The 22759-nt window shown below is 66.6% G+C and carries 12 protein-coding genes and 1 riboswitch; of the genes, 5 read left to right on the forward strand and 7 right to left on the reverse strand.

Annotated features, from left to right (window positions below):
* Positions 1-7: 7 nt before the first annotated feature.
* Entirely contained in the window at positions 8-1000 is a 993-nt protein-coding gene (locus ACZ9AQ_RS03040; protein WP_429200799.1) for a D-2-hydroxyacid dehydrogenase family protein, read from the reverse strand.
* A gap of 374 nt (positions 1001-1374) precedes the next feature.
* Here ACZ9AQ_RS03040 and ACZ9AQ_RS03045 point away from each other — a divergent pair, with 374 nt between their 5' ends.
* A complete protein-coding gene (locus ACZ9AQ_RS03045; protein WP_429200797.1) occupies positions 1375-3243 on the forward strand; it encodes a phosphoenolpyruvate carboxykinase (GTP) in 1869 nt (622 codons plus the stop codon).
* 108 nt (positions 3244-3351) lie between these two features.
* On the opposite strand, the gene uvrA is transcribed toward ACZ9AQ_RS03045, so the two are convergent.
* A complete protein-coding gene (gene uvrA / locus ACZ9AQ_RS03050; RefSeq protein WP_429200795.1) occupies positions 3352-6201 on the reverse strand; it encodes an excinuclease ABC subunit UvrA in 2850 nt (949 codons plus the stop codon).
* 444 nt (positions 6202-6645) lie between these two features.
* Between uvrA and ssb the strand changes: the two genes are divergently transcribed.
* Positions 6646-7149: a single-stranded DNA-binding protein gene (ssb, locus tag ACZ9AQ_RS03055; RefSeq protein WP_109345880.1), complete on the forward strand. Its 504-nt coding sequence runs from the start codon at positions 6646-6648 to the stop codon at positions 7147-7149.
* Between the two features lie 252 nt (positions 7150-7401).
* Here the strand turns inward: ssb and ACZ9AQ_RS03060 are convergent, their stop codons facing one another.
* Complete coding sequence (locus ACZ9AQ_RS03060; RefSeq protein WP_429200793.1) at positions 7402-8691, reverse strand: ROK family transcriptional regulator; 1290 nt, start codon at positions 8689-8691, stop codon at positions 7402-7404.
* Between the two features lie 141 nt (positions 8692-8832).
* Positions 8833-9052, forward strand: a riboswitch (cobalamin riboswitch).
* 180 nt (positions 9053-9232) lie between these two features.
* On the opposite strand from ACZ9AQ_RS03060, the gene ACZ9AQ_RS03065 reads away from it, so the two are divergent.
* The 3 genes from ACZ9AQ_RS03065 to ACZ9AQ_RS03075 are packed head-to-tail and all read left to right on the forward strand — an operon-like array spanning position 9233 to position 14417.
* Positions 9233-13645 carry a cobaltochelatase subunit CobN gene (locus tag ACZ9AQ_RS03065; RefSeq protein WP_429200791.1) on the forward strand — a complete coding sequence of 1471 codons (4413 nt, stop codon included), beginning with the start codon at positions 9233-9235 and terminating at the stop codon, positions 13643-13645.
* Positions 13642-14100: a MotA/TolQ/ExbB proton channel family protein gene (locus ACZ9AQ_RS03070; protein WP_429200789.1), complete on the forward strand. Its 459-nt coding sequence runs from the start codon at positions 13642-13644 to the stop codon at positions 14098-14100. The genes ACZ9AQ_RS03065 and ACZ9AQ_RS03070 overlap by 4 nt, the downstream gene beginning before the upstream one ends.
* On the forward strand, positions 14097-14417 hold the full coding sequence (locus ACZ9AQ_RS03075) for a hypothetical protein (RefSeq protein WP_429200787.1): 321 nt from the start codon (positions 14097-14099) through the stop codon (positions 14415-14417). The genes ACZ9AQ_RS03070 and ACZ9AQ_RS03075 overlap by 4 nt, the downstream gene beginning before the upstream one ends.
* Positions 14418-14472: 55 nt before the next feature.
* Here the strand turns inward: ACZ9AQ_RS03075 and ACZ9AQ_RS03080 are convergent, their stop codons facing one another.
* The 4 genes from ACZ9AQ_RS03080 to ACZ9AQ_RS03095 are packed head-to-tail and all read right to left on the reverse strand — an operon-like array spanning position 14473 to position 22650.
* Positions 14473-15240: a ThuA domain-containing protein gene (locus ACZ9AQ_RS03080; RefSeq protein ID WP_429200785.1), complete on the reverse strand. Its 768-nt coding sequence runs from the start codon at positions 15238-15240 to the stop codon at positions 14473-14475.
* A gap of 9 nt (positions 15241-15249) precedes the next feature.
* On the reverse strand, positions 15250-18303 hold the full coding sequence (locus ACZ9AQ_RS03085; protein ID WP_429200783.1) for a glycosyl hydrolase family 28-related protein: 3054 nt from the start codon (positions 18301-18303) through the stop codon (positions 15250-15252).
* 15 nt (positions 18304-18318) lie between these two features.
* A complete protein-coding gene (locus tag ACZ9AQ_RS03090; RefSeq protein WP_429200782.1) occupies positions 18319-19632 on the reverse strand; it encodes a gluconate:H+ symporter in 1314 nt (437 codons plus the stop codon).
* 12 nt (positions 19633-19644) lie between these two features.
* The gene (locus ACZ9AQ_RS03095; RefSeq protein ID WP_429200780.1) at positions 19645-22650 is read right to left on the reverse strand and encodes a TonB-dependent receptor domain-containing protein; all 3006 of its coding nucleotides are present in this window, start codon (positions 22648-22650) and stop codon (positions 19645-19647) included.
* Positions 22651-22759: the final 109 nt, after the last annotated feature.

Here is a 22759-nt window from a genome sequence, read left to right on the forward strand (position 1 = left end):
GTCGGTTTCAACGCTTGCCCAGCGCTTCCGGATTGAGGATGTTCGCAGGTTTTCCTTGCGCGAACTGGACGATGTTCTCGAACGCCGCCTGGAAATACATCTCGTAACTGTCTTTCTCAACATAGCCCAGGTGCGGGGTGGCCAGCACCGTCGGGATGCGCAGCAGCGGCGCATCCGGCGCCAGCGGCTCGCTGGTGAATACGTCCAGCGCCGCCGCGCCCGGATGCCCCTGCTTCAGGGCTTGCTCGAGCGCGTCGTCCGCCACCAGTTCGGCGCGGCTGGTGTTGACGAACAGCGCATCCGACTTCATGCGCGCCAGGTCGCTGGCCGTGACGATGCCGCGCGTCGATTCCGCCAGCCGCAAATGCAGGCTCAGCACGTCGGCCTGCTCGAACAGCGCTTCGCGCGTCGGCGCGGCCTCGAGGCCGTCGGCGACCGCCGTCGCGCGGCTGGCCTCGCTGCCCCAGACCAGCACCCGCATCCCGAAGGCGCGCGCATAGCCGGCCACCAGTTTGCCGATCTTGCCGTAACTCCAGAGGCCAAGGGTGCGCCCATGGAGCACCCGTCCCACGCCATTGAGCGCCGGATTGATCGATGCCGTCTGCCACAACCCATCCTTCAGATTGTTCGCATACGGCACGATCTTGCGGCTGGCCGCCATGATCAGGGCCCAGGTCAGCTCGGCGGGCGCCAGCGGCGAGCCGACACCTTCGGCGATGGCAATGCCGTGCGCGGTCGCGGCGGCCACGTCGATGTGGCCGCTGACCTTGCCGGTCTGCGAGATGAGCTTCAGGTTCGGCAGCTTCGCCAGCAGTGCCGGGGTGAAGGCGGTGCGTTCGCGGATCAGCACCAGGGCGTCAAACGGGGCGAGGCGAATCGCCAGCTGGCCCAGGCCGCGGGTGGTGCTGGTGAAGACCTTGACCTCATGGCCGTCGAGCAGTCGGAAACAGTCAAGACCGCGTGCTGCGTCTTGATAATCGTCAAGAATCGCGATTTTCATTGGTGTTGTCAGAGTTATATCAGTTAAATGTAAACAAATAACAGGGTAGGGCATTTGCCCAAATAGCCTACTACATTACTAGGGCATTTTTCCTACTTTTTTGTAGTGAAAGGGGCCGTGAGGCGGTTTTTGGGGTGTACAATCGGCTCAGAACTTAAAGGAATGACACGTATTTAACGGCGCTCATGAGACGTGCCGCTCAGCCTGGCCAAAGGCTGCCGATCCGACCGCTGTCCCACCGCGATCCTGACCAGACCGCTTGCCCACCGTCGATCCCGACCCATACAGGGTTCCGACCATAGGCACTCTGGTCATTGATTGATCCCGACCCAGCGATCCACCCGAATTCTTAATTGGCATTTGGAGGACTCCCCATGAATCAGCCCGTGATGGGCGGCGTCGCCGCACTGAACGTTCCAGCTTACATCAAACACCAAAAGCTCATCAATTGGGTCGCAGAAATTGCAGCGCTGACCAAGCCTGAGAGCATTTACTGGTGCGACGGTTCGGAAGAAGAATACGACCGCCTGTGCGCACAGATGGTCGCCGCGGGCACGATGAAGAAGCTCAACCCCGCCAAGCGTCCGAATTCCTACCTGGCCTGGTCCGATCCGTCGGACGTGGCGCGCGTCGAAGACCGCACCTTCATCTGCTCCGCCACCAGGGAGCAGGCCGGCCCCACCAACAACTGGATGGAGCCGAGCGAGATGCGCCACACCCTGCACGGCCTGTTCGACGGCTGCATGGCTGGCCGCACGCTGTACGTGGTGCCGTTCTCGATGGGCCCGCTCGGCTCGCCGATCGCCCACATCGGCGTGGAACTGTCCGATTCGCCCTACGTTGCCGTGAACATGCGCATCATGACGCGCATGGGCAAGGCCGTCTATGACGTGCTGGGCCCGGATGGCGAGTTCGTTCCCTGCGTGCACTCGGTCGGCGCGCCGCTGGCCGCCGGCCAGCAAGACGTCGCCTGGCCATGCAATGCCACCAAGTACATCGTGCACTATCCGGAAACCCGCGAGATCTGGTCCTTCGGCTCGGGCTACGGCGGCAACGCGCTGCTGGGCAAAAAATGCTTCGCGCTGCGCATCGCCTCGAACATGGGTTATCAAGAGGCGCAAGCCGGCGGCACCGGGTGGCTCGCCGAACACATGCTGATCCTGGGCGTCGAGTCGCCCCAGGGCGACAAGAAATACGTGGCTGCGGCCTTCCCTTCGGCCTGCGGCAAGACCAACTTCGCGATGCTGATTCCGCCGAAGACCTTCGACGGCTGGAAGGTGACCACCATCGGCGACGACATCGCCTGGATCAAGCCGGCCGCGGACGGCAAGCTGGTCGCGATCAACCCGGAAGCCGGCTACTTCGGCGTGGCCCCGGGCACCAATGAACAGACCAATCCGAACTGCATGGCCTCGCTGCGCGAGAACGTGATCTTCACCAACGTGGCGCTGACCGACGACGGCGACGTATGGTGGGAAGGCATGACGAAGGAAGCGCCGGCACACCTGATCGACTGGCAGGGCAAGGACTGGACCCCGGCGTCAAGCGGCAAGGCGGCGCACCCGAATGCGCGCTTCACCGTGGCCGCGACCCAGAATCCGGTGATCGACCCGGCCTGGGACGATCCGGCCGGCGTGCCGATCTCGGCCTTCATCTTCGGCGGCCGCCGCTCGACCACGGTGCCGCTGGTGACCGAGGCCAACGACTGGGTGGACGGCGTGTACATGGCCGCGACCATGGGTTCGGAAACCACCGCCGCCGCCGCCGGCCAGATGGGCGTGGTGCGCCGCGATCCATTCGCGATGCTGCCGTTCATCGGCTACAACATGAGCGACTATTTCCAGCACTGGCTCAATCTCGGCAAGAAAGTGGCCGCGATCGATCCGGCTGCGCTGCCGAAGATCTTCTGCGTCAACTGGTTCCGCACCGACGACAACGGCCGCTTCGTATGGCCGGGCTACGGCGACAATATGCGCGTGCTGAAGTGGATTCTGGACCGTACCGAAGGCAGCGCCGCCGCCGGCAACCGGCACCTGTTCGGCACCTCGCCGTCGTATGGCGACCTGAACTGGGATGGGGTGGCGTTCAGCGAAGCGCAGTTCACCCAGATCACCTCGATCGACAAGAACGCATGGGCCGAAGAACTGAAGCTGCACGGCGAATTGTTCGACAAGCTGGCCTACCGCCTGCCGCAAGAGCTGGTGGACACCAGGGACCGTCTGGAGAAACAACTGGCCGGCTAAGGCCGGCCGAGTGGGGGAGAGGCCGCTGTTGAAAGCGGCCATATAAAAAAAGAACAGGGGCAACGCCGGTGGCGTTGCCCCTGTTTTACTTGGGCCGAACCGTGAAGGTCAAGCCTTGAGCAGCGGCTTGAGGTACTTGCCGGTCGGGCTGTCCTTGACCTTGGCCACCTGCTCCGGCGTACCCGACGCCACGATCATGCCGCCGCCGGCGCCGCCTTCCGGCCCCAGGTCGACGATCCAGTCCGCGGTCTTGATCACATCCAGGTTGTGCTCGATGATCGCGAGCGTGTTGCCCTGGTCGCGCAGGCGGTGGATCACCTTCAGCAGCAGGTCGATGTCGGCGAAGTGCAGGCCGGTGGTCGGCTCGTCCAGGATGTACAGGGTGCGCCCGGTGTCGCGCTTGGACAGCTCGAGCGACAACTTGACGCGCTGGGCCTCGCCGCCGGACAGCGTGGTGGCGCTCTGCCCCAGCTTGATGTAGCCCAGGCCCACGTCCAGCAAGGTCTGCAACTTGCGCGCGATGACCGGCACCGGCTTGAAGAACTCGTGCGCATCCTCGACCGTCATGTCCAGCACCTCGGTGATGTTCTTGCCCTTGTACTGCACTTCCAGCGTTTCGCGGTTGTAGCGCTTGCCGTGGCAGACGTCGCATGGCACGTACACGTCCGGCAAAAAGTGCATCTCGACCTTGATCACGCCGTCGCCCTGGCAGGCTTCGCAGCGGCCGCCCTTGACGTTGAACGAGAAGCGCCCGGCCGAGTAGCCGCGTTCCTTGGCGGTCGGCACGGTCGCGAACAGGTCGCGGATCGGCGTGAACAGGCCGGTATAGGTCGCCGGGTTCGAGCGCGGCGTGCGGCCGATCGGCGCCTGGTCGACCGAGATCACCTTGTCGAAGTGTTCCAGGCCGTGGATCGCGCTGTGCTCCGCCGGCTCGGTCTGCGAACCGTACAGGTGACGCGACAATGCCGGGTACAGCGTGTCGTTGATCAGCGTCGATTTACCGGAACCCGAGACGCCCGTCACGCAGGTCATCAGGCCCACCGGCAACGTCAGGGTCACGTCCTTCAGGTTATTGCCTTTCGCGCCCGTGATCACCAACTGGCGCGCCGGGTCGGCCTTGGTGCGCTTCTTCGGCACTTCGATCTTGCGCCGGCCGTCCAGGTACTGGGCGGTCACCGAATGCTCGTTGTTCATGATCTGCTCGAGCGTGCCTTCGGCAATGATCTGGCCGCCATGTACACCCGCGCCCGGACCCATGTCGACGATGTAGTCGGCGGTGCGGATCGCGTCCTCGTCGTGCTCGACCACCAGCACGCTATTGCCGATGTCGCGCAAATGCTTGAGGGTGGCGATCAGGCGGTCGTTGTCGCGCTGGTGCAGGCCGATCGACGGTTCGTCGAGCACGTACATGACGCCGGTCAGGCCCGAACCGATCTGCGAGGCCAGGCGGATACGCTGGGCTTCGCCGCCGGACAGGGTGTCCGCGCTGCGGTCGAGCGACAGGTAATCCAGGCCGACGTTGTTCAGGAACTTCAGGCGCGACACGATCTCCTTGATCACGCGCTCGGCGATGTCGCGCTTGGCGCCGCTCAGCTCCAGCTTGTCGAAGTAGTCGAGCGTTTCGCGCAGGGGCTTGTCCGACACCTCATAAATGGCGCGCTGCTGCTCGCCCTGGCCGATCTTGACGAAACGCGCTTCGGTGCGCAGGCGCGCGCCTTCGCAGGCCGGACACTTCTTTTCGTTGATGAACTTGGCCAGCTCTTCCTTGACCGCCATCGAATCGGTCTCGCGGTAGCGCCGCTGCAGGTTGTTGACCACGCCTTCGAAGGTATGCTCGCGGATCACGGTGCGGCCGCGCTCGTTGACATAGCTGAACGGGATCGTGGCCTTGCCGGAACCGAACAGCACGGCTTCCTGCGACGATTTCGGCAATTGCTCGAAAGGCTGGTCGAGGTCGAAGTCGTAATGGGCCGCCAGGCTCTGCAGCATCTGGAAGTAGAACTGGTTGCGGCGGTCCCAGCCCTTGACGGCGCCAGAGGCCAGCGACAGGTGCGGGAAGGCCACGATCCGCTTCGGATCGAAGAACTCGATATGGCCCAGGCCATCGCATTCCTGGCAGGCGCCCATCGGGTTATTGAACGAGAACAGGCGTGGTTCCAGCTCTTGCAGCGAGTAGCCGCACACATTACAGGCGAACTTGTTCGAGAAGACGGTTTCCTTCTCGAAATCCATTTCATAGACCACGGCGCGGCCATCGGCCAGGCGCAGGGCGGTCTCGAAGCTTTCGGCCAGGCGCTGCTTGATGTCCGGGTTCACTTTCACCCGGTCGATCACGACGTCGATGCTGTGCTTCTCGGTCTTCTTGAGCTTGGGCAGTTCATCGATTTCAACAATCTTCGCGGCATTGACGCCGCTGGCGATGCGAAAGCGCACGAAGCCCTGGGCCTGCATTGCCTGGAACAGGTCGCCGTGCTCGCCCTTGCGGCCGGCCACGACCGGCGCCAGGATCATCAGCTTGGTGCCTTCCGGCATGGCGAGCACGGCATCGACCATCTGCGACACGGTCTGGGCCGCCAGCGGCTGGTGCGGGTGCTGCGGGCAATACGGCGTGCCGACGCGCGCGTACAGCAGGCGCAGGTAATCGTGGATCTCGGTGACGGTGCCGACGGTCGAGCGCGGGTTGTGCGAGGTCGCTTTCTGCTCGATCGAGATCGCCGGCGACAGGCCCTCGATCAGGTCGACGTCCGGCTTTTCCATCAGCTGCAGGAACTGGCGCGCATAGGCCGACAGCGATTCGACGTAGCGGCGCTGGCCTTCGGCATACAGGGTGTCGAAGGCAAGCGACGACTTGCCCGAGCCCGACAGGCCGGTGATCACGATCAGCTTGTTGCGCGGCAGGTCGAGGTTGATGTTCTTCAGATTGTGCGTGCGGGCACCACGAATGCGAATTTCTTCCATTAAGTTGGGCAGACTTTCTATCAGTTTTTGCGGGGCCGCAGACGCCAGCGGCGCGGTAGGCGGGCCAATCGGGGAGAACCCGTAAGTGTAGCGCGTTTTTGTTTCGGCTGTACATCTATCCAGTGGTTGGCGTACCATGGATGCCCGTATGGCATGCCTTTCTGGAAAGCGGCGAGCGCCGCAGACAGCCGGGTCTGTCGTATGTGGGCCATTCTCCGGGCGCTTCAATGACAAAACGCTCAGAAAGCGAAAAAATTGTTGGATCCGGAATGCGATGACCGTTTTTCGGGCTGGATTGCACCGTTTAGAACGCTGACTCCAGCCAGTAAAATCCACTTTTGAAACCGCGTCGCTGGCCTCATAATATTGAATTGCAACACCACAGTTCCCTGACGCTTAGTCAACTGCAGAGTCAGGGCTCACAACATTATCCAAGGACACATCATGGCATCAGTCAACAAGGTCATCATCGTCGGCAACCTGGGCCGCGATCCGGAAATTCGCTACATGCCGAGCGGCGACGCCATCGCGAACATCGCGGTCGCCACGTCGTACAAGTCGAAAGACCGTAATACCGGCGAACAGAAAGAACTGACCGAGTGGCACCGCATCTCCTTCTTCGGCCGCCTGGCCGAGATCGTGGGCCAGTACCTCAAGAAAGGTTCGTCGGTCTACGTCGAAGGCCGCCTGCAGACTCGCAAATACACCGACAAGGACGGCATCGAGCGCTACGCCACCGACATCATCGCTGAAAACATGCAGATGCTGGGCGGTCGCCAGGGTATGGGCGGCGACAGCATGGGCGGCGGTATGGGCGGCGGCATGGACGACGACTACTCGGCCCCGCAGCGTCCGGCCCCGCGCCAGGCGCCACCGGCCCCGGCCGCACGTCCGCAGCCGAAACCGGCGCCGAACTTCTCGGATATGGATGACGATATTCCGTTCTGAGGCTGCCAGTCTGATCAGTACGACGAACCCTGCGAGTGCACCACTCGCAGGGTTTTTTTATATGCGGTGATCCACTCGCCTGGCCTGGAACGGCACTCGGCTACCGTTGATATGCAAAATATTCCCGTCCGCCCTTGGCCCGCAGTGCGGCGACGATGTCGTCGAACTCGTCGCCGGCCTCCCACGTGATGGCGCTCGCCCGATTCATGCCGCCGTACCCGGAGGGGTAGACGACACCCCGCGCTCGCCTTGCTAGCGCCGCTCCGCCTTCAGGAACAACCCGTGCGCCGGCGCGAAGTTCGCATGCAGCGGCAGGTAAGCCGCGCCGATCACCTTGGCCGTCATCCCGATCGTCCCCGCCATCACCAGCGGCCGCTCGGTGCCCTGCCAGCTGTAGCGCGTCATCTGCTCCTGCATCGCGGCGATCAGGCGTTCGAGCAGGGGCCGGCTGACGGCGCCGTCGACGATCACGCCATCCAGGTCGAGCAGGCAGGCCGCACCGGTCACGCCGAAGGTGATCGCATTGGCGGCTTCCTCGATCCATTGCAGGGTCACCGCTTCCCACGGGCCGCTCAACAGGCGGTCGTCGTTGAAGGCGAGCGGCGCCAAGCCCGCCTGCGCATGCATTTCTTCCAGCCGCACCAGCGAAGCCGCCCCGAGCAATTGCGGCGCCACGCCGCGTTCGTCCGTTCCAGCCAGGCCCAATGGCATCGAACCGATCGCGCCGGCGTTGCCGAACTGGCCGCTGTGCGGCTCGCCATCGATCACCAGGCCGCCGCCGACCAGGGTGTCGACGAACACGTACAGATAGCTTTTCAGCGTGCGTCCGCGGCCGGCAACCAGTTCGGCCACGCAGGCTGCGATCGTGTCCTTGGCGAAGTCCACGCGGAGCGGCGTCATGGCTTGCAGGCGGATGCGCAGGTCGACCCGGCGCCAGGCTTCGGCCTGATGCGGCAGCAGGCTTTCCAGGCCATGCCAGGTGCCCAGCGTGAGCGGGGCGGCCAGGCCGATGCCGGTCAGGCGCGGCGCCAGTTCCGGGCCAAGAAAGGCGTCCACCTCGCGCAGCCTGGCGTCGATGGCGGCGAAAACCTGTTCCACGTCGGGGCTGGCGTAGGGCGTCGACGACTGCCAGCGCAGCGCGCCCGTGAAATCTAGCAGCACCACGTCCAGCGCGCGCCTGCCGATCTGGATGCCGATCGAGAACGCGCCTTCCGGATTCAGGGCGATCGGCTGCGACGGCTGGCCGACCTTGCCGCGCACGGCGTCGCGCTTGACCACCAGTTGCTCGTCCAGCAGGCGGTTGATGATCACCGAGGCCGTTTGCGTACTGAGCTTGGTCAGGCGCGCGACTTCGGCCTTGGGCAGGCTGCCATGGGTGCGGATCGCCTGCAGCACGACCCGCTCGTTGAACTCGCGCATGCCCACCTGGTTCGAGCCGACGGTGCGCAGCAGCGGCATCGTGGCGGGATCAACGGCGGGAGACGGTGCGTTATAGGGCGGCATGGCGCGGCGTTCGATGGGCAGGGCAGCGGGAGACGGCAAGTATACGTCCTTCCGCTAAATAAACCTATGCGACTTATTTTTCGGGCCGATCGGGCGCGGTTGGTTGCCGCGCCGGGCCTCTTCGCGCTTGCCTGCCAAGAAATAATGCGGTGACAAGCGATCGAACTTGGCGGTAGAATCGCGCCCAATCAAGTGAATGGTGCCTTCCTGCTCGTCTGCAGGGAGGTGAAACGGGAAGCCGGTGACGTGCGCGATAGCCATCGCGCGCCAGTCCGGCGCAGCCCCCGCTGCTGTAAGCCTGACGACCCCGGTCGAACGCCACTGTGCCCCGTGCACGGGAAGGCAGGACCGGGGAAGGAAGACGGCGAGCCAGAAGACCGGCCATCCACGATGCATCCGTACGTCCCGGGGTGAGGGCGTGCCTGTCGGTTGTTCGTCGTTCCTTCTTCGTTTGCTCGCATCATGCGCTGCGATCGTTCGCCCATGCGGCGCGCGCAAGCGTCCCTGTTCATCGTGGAAGGATGACGGCTGCCTGTTGTCGTGCGCGCGTCAAGCGCGCAGCTGAAAGGTCGACGTTCACATGAACACGCTTCTCCTGGTCCGCATCCGCGCTGCGCTGACGTTTCTGCTCGCCTCGTTCTTGCTCACCTCGTTCCTGCTCGCCTGCATGGCGGGCTTTCAGCACGCCAGCGCCGCCACCCTGTTCGCGGTGGTCACCGAGCGCGCCGCGCCGGGCGCCGTCGAAGCCGCCCATCGCCACCTGGCCAGCCATCCGCAAGACCGCATCCTGCTGCGCACCCCGGCCCAGCTGATGGCCGCGGGCGAGCGCGAAGTGGCGCAGTGGATCGGCGGCGCCGACACCATCCTGGCGGTGTCGCTGTTCGGCGACCCGGCGCGGCGCATGAAGGATGCCCTTGCGCGCCACGCCAGGCCGCACGCCGCCGTGCTGGCGCTCAACGGCGAAGCGACCCTGAACCTCATGACGCGCTCGCGCCACGGCAGCCTGGCCGGCTTCTCGCCCGAGCTGCTGCGCCAGCTCTCGGGCGAAGCGCCGCCGCAGGCCGCGCTGCGGGCGGCCGAGGGCGACCCCGCCGCCCGCCACTGGCTGGCCGCGCGCCGCGTGTGGCAGGCGGGCGGCGTCGACAACACCGCGGAACTGATGCGGCACCTGCTCGCGCCAGGCACGCCCCTGGCCGATCCGCGGCCGGAGCCGACCCTGCGCCTGCGCAGGGGGCAGCGCGAGCTGCAGGACGCCGGCGCCTGGGGCAATGCGTCGACGCTCGGCTTGCGCGAGCGCCCGACCGTGGTCGTGCTCGACCTGGCGAACATGGATGGCGTGGTGCCCGCGGCGCTGTGCCGGCGCATCGAAGAGTTCGGCCAGCCCTGCGTGCAACTGCTCACGCGCTGGGGCGGCGCCTCGCGCGAAGCGCTCGAACGGCTGCCCGAGCTGGTGGCGCCGGCGAAACCGGCCGCGCTGGTGGTGCTGCAGGACTTCGTGGTCGGCGCCGCCGAGGGCCGGGAGGCGGTGGAGGATGCTTTCAAGCGTTTGGACATCCCGGTGTTCAAGGCGATCCGCCTGTCGGACCGCACCGCGATGCAGTGGCAGCTGTCGCCCGACGGCTTGCCGCCCGATTCGGTCCAGTACCGCGTGGCCCTGCCCGAGCTGCAGGGCATCGGCCAGCCGATGGTGGTGGCGGCCCTGGGCCAGGCCCGGCGCGACCGCCAGACCGGCATCGAGAACCGTCCGCCCGTGTTGCTGCCGGCCGAAGTCGACCGCCTGTCGGGGCGCGTGGCGCGCTGGCTGGCGCTGCGCGCCAAATCGAACGCGGACAAGAAGATCGCGATGGTCTACTACAACCATCCGCCGGGCCGCCAGAACATCGGCGCCGACAACCTCAACGTGCCGGAGTCGCTGTTCGGGATGCTGCATGCGCTCAAGGCGGCGGGTTACACGGTCGGCGAGCTGCCGGCTTCGCCCGAGGCGCTGCTCGACATGATCATGGCGCGCGGCGTCAACCTGCCGGAAGACCGCGCCGCCCTGCGCGAAATGGCCGGCGCCGTCAACGGCGTCCCGGCGCAGGAGTACGCGCGCTGGTTCGCGACCCTGTCGCCGCGGGTGCGGGGCGAGATGCGGGACGGCTTGCTGGGGCGCCTGCATGCCGACGTGCTGGCGGCCGAAAAGGCCGGCGAACGCGCGCTGGGCCGCAAGCAGGCCGCGACCGTGATCGAGGAGCTGCTGCACCTGGTCGAAGGCGTCGATCACCCGCAGCGCGTGCAGGCCACACGCGACCTGCATGCGCTGGAAGACGGCTATATGGCCTGCCTCGACGAAGCCAGGGCGCGTGCCTGCCAGTCGCTTGCGCCCCTTTACCGGCGCCTGATCGGATACGGCATCGAAGGCATGCGCGGCTGGGGGCCGGCGCCGGGCAAGGTGATGGTCGACGGCGGCAAGATGCTGGTGCCGGGACTGGTGTTCGGCAACGTCTTCATCGGCCCGCAGCCGCCGCGCGGCTGGGAAGTGGACGAGGAACTGCTGCACGCAAACACCAGCATCACCCCGCCGCACCAGTTCCTGGGCTTCTATCACTGGATCCGCGACCGCTTCAAGGCCGACGCCGTGGTGCACGTGGGCCGCCACTCGACCTATGAATTCTTGCCGGGCAAGGCCGTCGGCCTGTCGAGCGACGATTATCCGAGCCTGATCGCGAGCGACCTGCCGGGCATCTACCCGTATATCGTCGACGGCGTCGGCGAAGGCACCCAGGCCAAGCGCCGCGGCCTGGCCGTCATCGTCGACCACCTCACGCCGCCGCTGGCCGCCACGCCGCTGTACGACGAGCTGCTGTCGCTGCGCCAGCTCGTCGAGAGTTTTGAGGCCGCATCGTCCGAATCGCTCAAGGCCCAGGCCGCGCAGCTGATGCGCGAGCGGGTCGTCGCCCTGAACCTGCGCGCCGAGCTGGAAGCGTCGATGTCCGACGTGCTGGCGGTGCGCGGCATCGGCTTCGATGCCGCCGACGACGACCTGCTCGCGCACGAGATCGGCCACTATCTCACCAAGCTGCAAGAGAAATTCATGCCCCACGGCCTGCACGTGTTCGGCCGGCCGTGGAGCCGCGAGTCGCTCGACCTGATGCTCGATTCGATGAAGAAGAGCGGCATCGACGACCCCGACGTCGTGCATAAACTGCGCGATTCGCCGCGGCGCGAGATGGCGGCGCTGCTGGCCGGCCTGGATGGCCGCTACATCGAGCCGGGCAAGGGCAACGATCCGCTGCGCTCGCCCGAGGCGCTGCCGACGGGCCGCAACTTCCACGCGGTCGACGGCGACATCCTGCCGACCCGCCTGGGGTTTGGCCTGGGCCGGCAGATGGCGGGCAAGGCCGCCGGGCGCGACCAGGTCAATGGTGGAGGGGTGGGCAGCGAAGGCATCATCCTGTGGGCGTCCGACGCCGTGCGCGACGAAGGCGTGATGGTCGGCTTCGCGCTGGCGATGATGGGCGCCGAGCCGGTGTGGAACGCGCGCGGCATCGTCACCGACGTGAAACTCACGCCCGGCGCCATCCGGCGCGATGCGGTGGTCACCACCTCCGGCCTGTTCCGCGACCTGTACCCGAACCTGATCCGCCTGATCGACCGCGCCGGCCGCCTGGCGCTGGCGGCGTCGGCGCAGGCGCTGGTCGAGCAGGACCCCTCCTTGCGCGAAGCGCTTCAGGCGGCGCTGGCGCCGATCGAAGGCGCAGGGGATGGCAAGGGCTGGGGCAGCGAGCCGGCCACGGACAACCGCGTGGCGCGCGAGTGGCTGACCCGCCAGCGCGCGCTGGCGGCGGGCGGCATGGCGGCGGGCGAGGCCGGGCAGGCCGCCGCGCTGCGCGTGTTCGGCGATGCGCCGGGCGCCTACGGCACCGGCGTGAATCGCCTGACCGAGCGCTCCGGCGCCTGGCGCGAGCGCGAGGAGATCGGCCGCGCCTACCGCAACCGCATGGGCCATGCCTATGGCCTGGATGCCGACGGCGAATCGCGCCACAAGGCCTTCGACGTGGCGCTGGACGGCATCCACCGCACCTATCATGGCCGCGCCAGCAACCTGTATGGCCTGCTCGACAACAACGACGCCTTCGACTACCTGGGCGGCCTGTCGCTGGCGGTCGAGATGCGCACCGGGCGCGTGCCGGACGCGCTGATCCTGCAGCATGCGCGACCGGGCCAGGCCGACGTCGAGCCGCTCGCCAGCGCCCTGCTGGGCGAGCTGCGCGGACGCTTCCTGAACCCGGCCTGGCTGCGGCCGCTGATGGACAACGGCTACTCGGGCGCGCGCACCATGGGCCAGGAATTCATCGAGAACCTGTGGGGCTGGCAGGTCACGCGCCCCGACCTGGTCAAGAACTGGGCCTGGGACGAAGTCAAAGCCGTCTACTTCGATGACCGGCACAAGCTCGGCCTGCCCGAATTCCTGGGCCTGCGCCACAACGCGCACGTGAAGGCGCACATGCTGGCGGTGTTCATGGTGGCCGCCGAAAAGGGTTACTGGAAGACCGACCCGGAGACGATTCGCCGCATGGGCGGAGAGCTCGCGCGCCTGGTGGCGGCCAACGGCCTGCCGGGCAGCGGCCATACGGCGCCACACCATCCGATGTGGGGCTGGCTGGCGCCGCAACTCGATGGCGCCGACGCCGCCAGCCTCGGCGTGACGCTGGCCAAGGCGCGCGGCGAGATGCTGCCGGTGGCCGCCGCGTCGGTTCCCGCAGCGGCGCAGACCGCGCCAGCGCGGCAGGCGGCGGTATCCGGCGCCGGTGCGACGGCAGAACCGGCGCCGCCCGCGCCCGCTCCAGAACCGATGCGCGTCTACGAACTGACCCAGCGACCCGAACCCGCGCAGCCCGCCGCCGGGCGCATCGTGCAGGCGCTGGCCATCCTGGCCGCCTGCCTCGCCCTGTTCTCGCTCGGCCTGTGGCGCGGCCGGCACATCCCTCAACCTCTCAGGAGTCATCCATGATCGAAACCCTTTCTTCGGACTTTATTTCCTATGGTTGGCTGCACGACGCCGTCAGTTGGCTGCTCGCGCCGTCCCTGGCGGCGCTGCTGGCCGGCTGCGCGATCGCGCTGGTCGAATCCGGCATCGCCGTCGGCGAACGCTTCCACGGCTTGGCCAGGCTGCGCGACAGCGGCGATGTCGAGGCGGTGCAGCGGATTGCCCGCCACCGCCTGGAACGCGCCGATCTGCTGGCGCGCATCCCGCCGATGCTGGGCCTGATGGCCACCATCATCCCGCTCGGGCCGGGCCTGGCGGCGCTGGGAGAAGGCGACCCCGCCAAGCTGGCCAGCGCCGTGACCGTCGCTTTCGACGCCACCGTGCTGGGCCTGGTGGCCGGCATCGGCGGCCTGGTGATCGGCAAGCTGCGCCGCCGCTGGTACGAAGAGACGCTGGACGCGATGGAGTCCCGGGCATGACTACGCGCGCAAAACTGCGGCTGTACCGCCACCTCGACGCGCGCTTCGACCAGGGCGACGAAGATCCGCGCGCCAGCCTGGTCAACCTGGTCGACGTGATGCTGGTGTTCGCCTGCGGCCTGATCGCCGCCATCGCCGGCGCGCAAGGGGCCTTGACGACGCCGCAGCCGGTGGAGAAGGGGCGCCAGATCGAGCGTCCCGCCAGCGGCGTGACCCGGGACGGCAGCGGTTACGACCGCGTCGGCGAAGTCTATCGCGACCCCGCGACCGGCCAGCTGGTGCTGATCGAACCCGCGCAAACCGAGAGCAAACAGTGAACGCCGGTTGCCGACCCCGCCCGTTTGCCGCGGCGAGCGCCCTGCCGTGCGCCGATCAGCGCTGCTGCCCGCGGCCGGTCGCCGCCCAGTAGATCCCGCCCAGCAGGTGGCCCAGGTAGTGCGGGTCGCGGTACATCTCGCCGTTGTGCCCGAGCGTGGTGACGAACACGCGGCCCTTCTCGTGCTGGTGGTGCCAGGCGATCGGATGGTCCTTGCCCATGCCCTTGACCGTCTGGCCCGGCCAGATCAGGGTCGGGTCGTAGCTCGACTCGTCCACGTTCAGCACCGGGTTGATCGTCACGTTGTAGGGATTGGTGAACGTGTAGAACTCGTCGCTCCAGACCCAGCGCTCGGGCAGGCCGAAGGTGGCGGGGAAACGCTTGTCGACGACGGTCACCACCCCGGTCTGCAGCTTCGGATGCAGGCCGACCGTGCGCCCCACCATCTTCTCGAACCAGACCCAGTCGTTCGGTTTGGCGATCGCCGCGCGGTGCACCACCACGGCATTGCCGCCGCCGCGCATGTAGTCCTCGAAGTTGGCGCGCTGCGCCGGGTTCAACTCTTCGCCCGGCGTGTTCAGGAACATCACGGCGGCATACTGTCTCAGGTCGCCTTCGAACACCTGCGTCTTGTTGGTGTAGGACAGCGCGAACGAATGCAGCTTGGCCAGGCGCTCCAGGTTGTCGCGCGCGATCGGAATGTATTCGTAGTGATACTTGCCGGGCGTGGCCAGTACCAGCAGCTTGAACTGGTCTTCGGCCAGGCTGGGCGCCGCCGCCGTCATCAGGACGACGGCGCCCAGCATCGTTGTCACGCGTACCATGGGTTCTCCTCAGTCGATCCGGGTCGAGTACAGCGAGTGATGGCTCAGGATGAACAGCGTGCGCTTGTCAGAACCGCCGAAGATCAGCTGCAGCGGACGCTCCGGCACGTCGATGCGGCCCTTTTGCTTGCCATCCTTGCCGTAGATGAAGACCTGGCCATTGGCCACATAGACGTCGCCGTTCGGGCCGACCGCCGCGCTTTCGCCGCCGCGGTTGGCCAGCAGCCTGAGGTCGGTGATGCCGCCGCCCTGGTTCACGGTGCCGCTGAAGGTGCGGTTCTCGGAACCGTTGGTGAACACCACGCGCTGGCCCACTGGCGCGGTCACGAAACCGAACGCCTGCAGCGAGTCGGCCCAGCGCCAGCCCAGGTGATCCGGCGCGCCCTGGCGCAGCACGCGGTAGGCGGGCAGCACCAGGCTGCCGTCGGGCGACACGTATTCTTCCTTCTTCGGCAGGGCGACGTCGCGCGCGAACATCTCGGCCAGGGTCGTGAATTCGAAGGTGTCGTAGTTGAGCTGGTCCTTGAATTCGCCGTTCTGCCAGAAGTTGACCGGCACCGCGACCCGCGCGCCCTGGCGAGATGCGACCGGGGTCGGCTTGATCATCGTGATCTCCGTTCCCGGCGTGCCCGGCTTGAAGGCATACACGCTGGCCTGCGGGCCGTAGTTCGAGATCACCATCAGGTTGCCGCTGTCGTCCATGGCCAGGTTCACCGGATCGAGCGGGGCGTCGCGCACCACGACCAGGCCCTCGTCCTTCGTGTAGCTGTAGATGCGCTTCCAGTGGCGGTCGACGAAGTACAGCTTGCCCTTGGGGTCGACGGTAGCGCCGGCGATCGAATAGAAGCCGCCTTCCAGCTTGTCGACCTTGCCCAGCGCGGCCGGCGCCTTGCGCTGCTTGCCGGTGTAGTCGAACACGGCGAACTCGCGCTCGCGCACCTCCAACTTGTTGGTGACGTCGCGGATCGCGTTCTCGTAGGCGAACTTGCTGGCGCGCAGGTAGGTGGTGCAGCCATTGTCGTCGCAGGTGGCAAAGCCGCTCTCGCCGTTCACGTGGACATTGCGAAAGCGGATGTCGCTGGAATTGGTGATCAGGATCGCCGCCGGCATCGGTTTATAGGAGCGCGTCACGCGGTAGCCGTGGTAGTTCGCGAACAGGAGATTCTTCGAATTGCGGATCTCCAGCGACACCGCATCGGCGCCGTCGCGGATTTCTTCCTCGGTCTGCGGCGCCAGGAATTCCCAGTTCTCCACATTGTCCAGCACGATCTCGGCGCGGATATGGTGCTCGGCCGACAGCTCGTAGACCTTGCCCGGGGTCTTGGTATTGGTCACGTAGAAGCCGGCCTGCGCATAGCCGCTGGGCGACCAGATGCCGGAGAAGGTGCCGCCGCCACCGTCCGTTACCCACACGCTCGGATACTGGCGGTCCCAGTGCGCGGTGGTGTCGAATTTCGCATCCTTCTGGTACGGGTCGGCGCGCCGGCCGTCATACAGGCGGGTGCCGTGGCCGCCCTGGATGCGCACGTCGTCCACCAGCGAGTGTTCGCCGGCGCGCCACAGCAGCGCCACCGCGCGGTTGTTGATCTCGCCGGTCGCCAGGCCAATGCCGGACACGATGCCGTCGCCGCCGCGCGCGCTTTCCAGCAGCGCCTTCGGGCTGTCGACGCCCTGGAACCTGGGCGATCCGTTCGGCAGCAGCAGCTGGGTCAGCCCCGGGTGCAGGGCGATGATCACGCTGTCCGGCCGCATGCGGATGGTGTCGTTGACGAGGTAGAAGCCCAGCGGCAGGTAGACCACGCGGTTGGCGTCGATCGCTTTCTGGATCGCCGCCGTGTCGTCGGTCCTGCCGTCGCCTTTCGCGCCGTAGGTGTGCACGTTGGCCCATTCTTTCGAGGCCGGCAGCGCTCGCAGGGCGCGGACCGGAGCCTTCAAGGGCGACGACAGGGCCGCCGTCTTGTAGTTGGTCGAGAACGTGCCCGGCTCGCCCATCTGCTTGATGAACAACCCGTAGTTGAATTCGCTGACGGTATAGTCGCGGCCCTTGCCGGCCAGCGTCTTGCCGCTGTCGCGGAAGCGCACGAACGTCGGCACGTTGCGCGCGATGGCATTTTCCATGCCAACCTGGGTATACACATTGTCTTCGTTGCTGACGACGAGCGCGGCCTTGCTGACGTTCTCGAAGCGCACGTCCTTGCCCCACAACCAGTCGCCATAGCCGCGGTTGATCTCGATGCCGACCGGCGTGTCCTTGATTTCCGTGTTGATCATCGTGAGGCTGGCTTCATGCTCGCGGATCGCGGCGTCGCGCTGGCCCTCGAACGTCGAATCCATCAGCGTGAACTGCCAGGCGGGCGAGGTCTTCTCGCTCAGGATGCCGTAGCGGCCGCCGTAGAAGCGCAGGTTGTAGGCCACGTTGCCGACCTGGTAGACGCCGGCCAGGCCTGAGCCCAGATGAAAGTCGATGTGGCTCAGGTTGGAGTGCTGGGCCGTGTGCATGCGCACCGCGGCTGCGGCCGGGTTGCCGTCCTTGATCTCGAAGTCCACGTTCGACAGCGCCGAATAGAAGGTCGAGGAATTGGCGTTACGCACCGCCTTGCCTTCCTCCGCGCTGAACGGCACCGCGCTCGGCACCGGCATCGGCACCTTGCCGACGCTGTACTGGTCGCCGCCGGTGAAGATGACCATATTCGCCACGCCCTTCTGGAAACCGGGCGTGTTCTCGGCCAGCACGAACACGGGACGGGTCGGCCCGACGCCATACAGGCGCACGGCCAGCGGGATCAGGAGCGAGCGGGTGATGCGGTAGCGCCCCGACGGCAGGAACACGATGCCGCCCTGGCCCTTGTTGGCGGCGGCATCCAGCGCCTTCTGGATCGCGGCAGTGTCGTCGGCCTGGCCGTCGCCCCTGGCGCTCACCACGACCGCGCGTGGATCCTCGGGCATCAACTGGTAGGCGGACACCGAAGGCGATGGCGCCGCCAGCGCAGGGGCCAGTGCGCTGGCGGCCACCAGCAGCGACAGCGCCAGGGCGCGCGGAAGATTGGTATGTGTTGTCATCATTGATCTTTTCCTCGGCTATTGTAGAAACAGCGACAGAAGCATCACGAACAGCAGGCCGAACACGCCCACCAGGGTCTCCATCAGGGTCCAGGAGCGGAAGGTATCCTTCAGGGACAAACCAAAATATTCCTTGAACATCCAGAAGCCGGAATCGTTGACGTGGCTGCACATCAGGCTTCCCGCGCCGATGGCCAGCACCATCAGGTTCGGGTCGACGCCCGAGCCGTGCACCAGCGGCGCCACGATCCCGCCGGCCGTCACGCCCGCGACCGTGGCCGATCCCAGGCAGATGCGGATCACCGTCGCGACGAGCCAGCCCAGCACCAGCGGCGGCACCGGCATGTCCGCCAGCTGCGCGCCGAGATCGGCGCTGACGCCCGATTCCACCAGCACCTGCTTGAGCGCGCCGGCGCCGGCGATGATCAACAGGATCGGCGCGATCTCGCGCATCGCCTCGGCCGGGCCCTGCATCACGGTGGAAAAACGCCGGCCCTGGGCCAGGCCCAGGGTCCAGATCGCGATCACGTAGGACACCAGCATCACCACCAGCGGATTGGCCAGGAACGACAGGCTGCCGTTCAGGTCGGGCCGCGCCATCATGAGCGCTGTGGTCGCCCCCAGCAGCAGCACCGGCAGCAGAGCGGTGGCGAAGCTGTTGAAGACGCCCGGCAGTTCTCCTTCCTGCAGCGCGCGGCCATCCTGGAACATGGCCGCCGGTTGCGCCTGGATGCGGCGCAGCGACATCGCGAACACCGGACCGGCGATGATCAGCGTCGGTATCGCCACCACGATCCCGTACAGCAGGGTGGTGCCCATGTCGGCGTGGACCGCCGAAACGAGCGCCACCGGCGACGGATGCGGCGGCAGGAAGCCGTGGGCGATCGACAGCCCGGCCAGCAGCGGGATCGCCAGCGCCACCGCCGGCCGCCCCGAGCTGTATACCAGCGTGAAGATGAGCGGCACCAGCAGCACGAAGCCGACGTTGTAGTACAGCGGGATGCCGACCACGAAGCCGGTGACGGTGAGCGCCACCGGGATGCGCGACGGCCCCAGCGCGTCGACCAGGCAGGTGGCGATGCGGCGCGCGGCCCCGCTGTCGGCGATCAGCTTGCCGAACACGGCGCCCAGGCAGATGATCACCACCAGGGAGCCGAGCAGGTCGCCGATGCCCTTCTCGATCGCGCCCGGGATCTTTGACGGCGGCACCCCGAGCAGCAACGCCGCCGCGATCGATGCCGCCACGAAGGCCAGCAGGGGCTGCACCTTGCCCCAGGCGATGAGCAGCGTCAGCAGGCCGACCGCCAGCAGCACGGAAACGATGTTCCACACGGCAGGCTCGCGTCAGAAGCCGTAACGCAGGCCGACCCGGTAGGTGCGCCCGACCACGTCGTACAGCGCCGGATTGATGCCGTAGCTGGCGTTGGTCTGCGGCGCCGCTTCCGGCGCCCGGTCGGTCACGTTGTCGATCTTGAAGTAGGCCTGCAGCTGCTTCGACAGGTTGTAGCTGGCGCCGATGTCGAGATAGGCCGCGCCCTTCATCTTGTTGTCGTAGATGGTCGGGTGGATCAGAGTCGACATCGGGCAACCGGTCTGGCACTCGATGAAGTCGTTGCGGTAGGTGCCGTCGCTGATCCAGCGCTCGGTCAGCGTGACGCTCAGTTTGTCGTTTTCCCAGGTCTGCTGCGCCAGCACCTTCCACTTCGGCGTGTTGCCCATGTTCGAGCCGGCCGAATCCACCGCGATGGTGCCGACCACGCCCGACTCGGTGATGTAGTGCAGATTGCGCGTGGCCAGCGCGCGGAAGGTAAAGCGCCCCGGCAGGTTCAGGCGCTCGAGACCCGTCCTGTAGGCGGTCTCGATGTCGAAGCCCTTGACCTTGAGCGAGGCCAGGTTGAAGTTTTGCACCGTGACGTAGTTGTTGCCTGGGCTGTTCAAGACCATGGCGTTGCAGATTTCCTGATTGCCGGCCACGCACAGGTCGACTTCCTGCTGGATCGTCAGCGCCGAGATCACGTTTTTCACTTCGATGTCGAAGTAGTCGGCCGAGATCGAAAAGCCCGGCGCCCATTTCGGCTGGCTCAGGACGATGCCGAAGGTGTTGTTGCGGGCGATCTCGGGCCGCAGGTTGGTGTTGCCCACCGTGCGCTCCTGGACGCTGATGGTATTGCCCTGGTACTGGACCACGTTGTTGACCACCACCGGCGCCGCGAACAGTTCGGAGAGGTTCGGCGCGCGCACGTCCTTCGAGGTCACGCCGCGCAGGCGCAGGCCGTCGATCGGCGTCTGCCAGGTGGCGCCGAGCTTCCAGCTGCCGACGCTGCCGGCGGTGCTGTACTTGGTCTCGCGGTCGGCCAGGTTGAGGTTGGCCTCGCCCCAGGTCTCGGACTTGAACACCGGGATGTTCAGTTCCACGTAGGCTTCGCGCACGTTGTAGCTGCCTTCGCCGTTGTGGAAGTTACCGGCGTACCAGTTGTTGCCGACCGTGGTATTGAGCAGCGGGTCGGCTGGATACATGGCGTTGTTCGGCGAATCCGGGGTCACGCCGTTGCCGTAGGCGTCGCCGCGCACACGGTATTTCTCGCGCCGGTATTCGGCGCCCGTCGCCAGCGAGATCGGCCCGGCCCAGCCTTCGAACAGCTCGCCGTTGATGTTGAAGCTGCCGACGTCCTGGCTTTGCGTGGTGCGCTGGCGCGGGCCGTTGGCCGGCGCGATATAGGCCCAGGCGGCAGGATCGATCGGGTTGTCGCCGATGATGTTGAGCGGCACGCAGCCCGACGCCGCGGCCACCGGATTGCGGCAGACGATGCGGCCGTCCGGCGCGCGCACCGCGTCGATCGCATTGTTGTAGCGCGCGTTGAGCGTCATGTTGAAGGCGTCGAGATTGGTCTTGTTCTCGCCGTGGGTCACGTAGGCGTCGTACGACCAGTCCTTGCCGAACAGGGCGAACTTGCCTTCGGCGCCGAGCACGAAGCGGCGCTGGGTGCGGGTCGGCTGGACGTCGATATTCTCGGGGAAGACCGCGTTCGCGGTGCCGTACTGGAAGCTGGTGATGTTGTTGCGGGCGCAGGCATCGACGATCGACGCCGGCAGGAAGGGGTTCGAGCACTGGATGTTCAGGTTGGCGTTCTTGGCCGCGCCCGGGTTGGGCGAGAAGCGCGACGCCACCTGGCCGTAGTTGGCGGTGAAGTAGAGCTGGTGGTCGGGATTGAGGTCGAACGACATGCGGGTATAGGCCACCTGGCGCTTGAAGTTCATCGCCAGGTTGGTGCCCGAGCCCACGCTGCCGCTCAAGTCGCCGCCGATGCAGAACGGGTTGATGCAGTTGGTGACGGCGCCGGTGCCGGTCGGGCGGCCGTTCGAGCCGTACTGGAACTGGTAAGGCACGCCGCCCGCGCCGAAGGCCGTGCCCTGCAGCGGGCCGCTGGTGATCAGGCCGTACTTGGCGTACTGGTATTGCTGCGCCTGTTCGATCACGCGGTATTGGGGCAACCCGTCGCCGGTCTGGCTCAAGGGGCGCACCGAGTAGGCCGGGTTCTGGTACCAGGTGCGGCCGTTCGGCCCCTTGCCGCCGAAGCCGGGCGACTCGATGCCGTTTTCCTTCGTGAACTCGGCGCTGGCCGTCACGTGGAAGCGGTCGTCCAGGAAAGCGCGGCCCCAGGCCGCCTGCACGCTGCCGCCGCGGTCGTCGTCGTACTTCGTCTGGCCGCCCTGGACGTGGGCCTTGAAGCCGGTGAATTTTTTGTCGGTGACAAAGTTGACCACGCCGCCCACCGCGTCCGAACCATAGGATGCCGAGGCGCCGCCGGTCACCACGTCGACGCGCTTGACCAGCAACTGCGGGAACTGGCTGACGTCGGTCACGCCGGTGACGTTGGCGCCGACCACGCGCTGGCCGTCGAGCAGGGTCAGGGTCCGGATCGTGCCCAGGCCGCGCAGGCTCAGCGAAGACAGGCCCTGGATGCCGCTGCTGGTGCTGTTGGTGCTGGTGGTGCGACCGGTGCTGCCCTGCAGGGCCGGCAGTTCGGCCAGGGTGTTGAACAGGTTCGGCTTGGCCGATTTCTCGAGGTCGGCGCTGGTGAGGCTGGTGGTCGGCGTCGGCATGGTGAAGCCGCGCGCGGCGATGCGCGAGCCGGAGATGCGCACGACGTTGCTGGCGCTGCCGTCGGCCGCAGCAGGGGCCGCAGCAGGGGCGTCGGCCGTCGGCGCGGCGTCGGGCGGCGCGGCCTGCTGCGCGCTGTCGGCGGCGGGCGCCGGCTCGGGCTGCGCCTGGGCGTGAGCGATGCCCACGTTCCAGCAGGCGCTGGCCACGGCCAGGCTGATGAGAGTCCGTTGAACTGGTGTACGCATGATGTCTCCTCGATGCTTGTTGGTTGGGAGCGCGCCTTCTCTGTGGTCGGCTGCGCGACAGCGTGCAACTGGTTGCTTGTGGTGAATCTCGCCGAACCCCGGCGCCAGG

It is taken from the genome of Massilia sp. UYP34 (assembly GCF_056279385.1).

What these genes read in the sequence shown, in the direction of transcription:
- ACZ9AQ_RS03040 (WP_429200799.1), bottom strand. Translation starts at nt 1,000, where the DNA reads ATGAAAATCGCGATTCTTGACGATTATCAAGACGCAGCACGCGGTCTT.
- ACZ9AQ_RS03045 (WP_429200797.1), top strand. Translation starts at nt 1,375, where the DNA reads ATGAATCAGCCCGTGATGGGCGGCGTCGCCGCACTGAACGTTCCAGCT.
- uvrA (WP_429200795.1), bottom strand. Translation starts at nt 6,201, where the DNA reads ATGGAAGAAATTCGCATTCGTGGTGCCCGCACGCACAATCTGAAGAAC.
- ssb (WP_109345880.1), top strand. Translation starts at nt 6,646, where the DNA reads ATGGCATCAGTCAACAAGGTCATCATCGTCGGCAACCTGGGCCGCGAT.
- ACZ9AQ_RS03065 (WP_429200791.1), top strand. Translation starts at nt 9,233, where the DNA reads ATGAACACGCTTCTCCTGGTCCGCATCCGCGCTGCGCTGACGTTTCTG.
- ACZ9AQ_RS03070 (WP_429200789.1), top strand. Translation starts at nt 13,642, where the DNA reads ATGATCGAAACCCTTTCTTCGGACTTTATTTCCTATGGTTGGCTGCAC.
- ACZ9AQ_RS03075 (WP_429200787.1), top strand. Translation starts at nt 14,097, where the DNA reads ATGACTACGCGCGCAAAACTGCGGCTGTACCGCCACCTCGACGCGCGC.
- ACZ9AQ_RS03080 (WP_429200785.1), bottom strand. Translation starts at nt 15,240, where the DNA reads ATGGTACGCGTGACAACGATGCTGGGCGCCGTCGTCCTGATGACGGCG.
- ACZ9AQ_RS03085 (WP_429200783.1), bottom strand. Translation starts at nt 18,303, where the DNA reads ATGATGACAACACATACCAATCTTCCGCGCGCCCTGGCGCTGTCGCTG.
- ACZ9AQ_RS03095 (WP_429200780.1), bottom strand. Translation starts at nt 22,650, where the DNA reads ATGCGTACACCAGTTCAACGGACTCTCATCAGCCTGGCCGTGGCCAGC.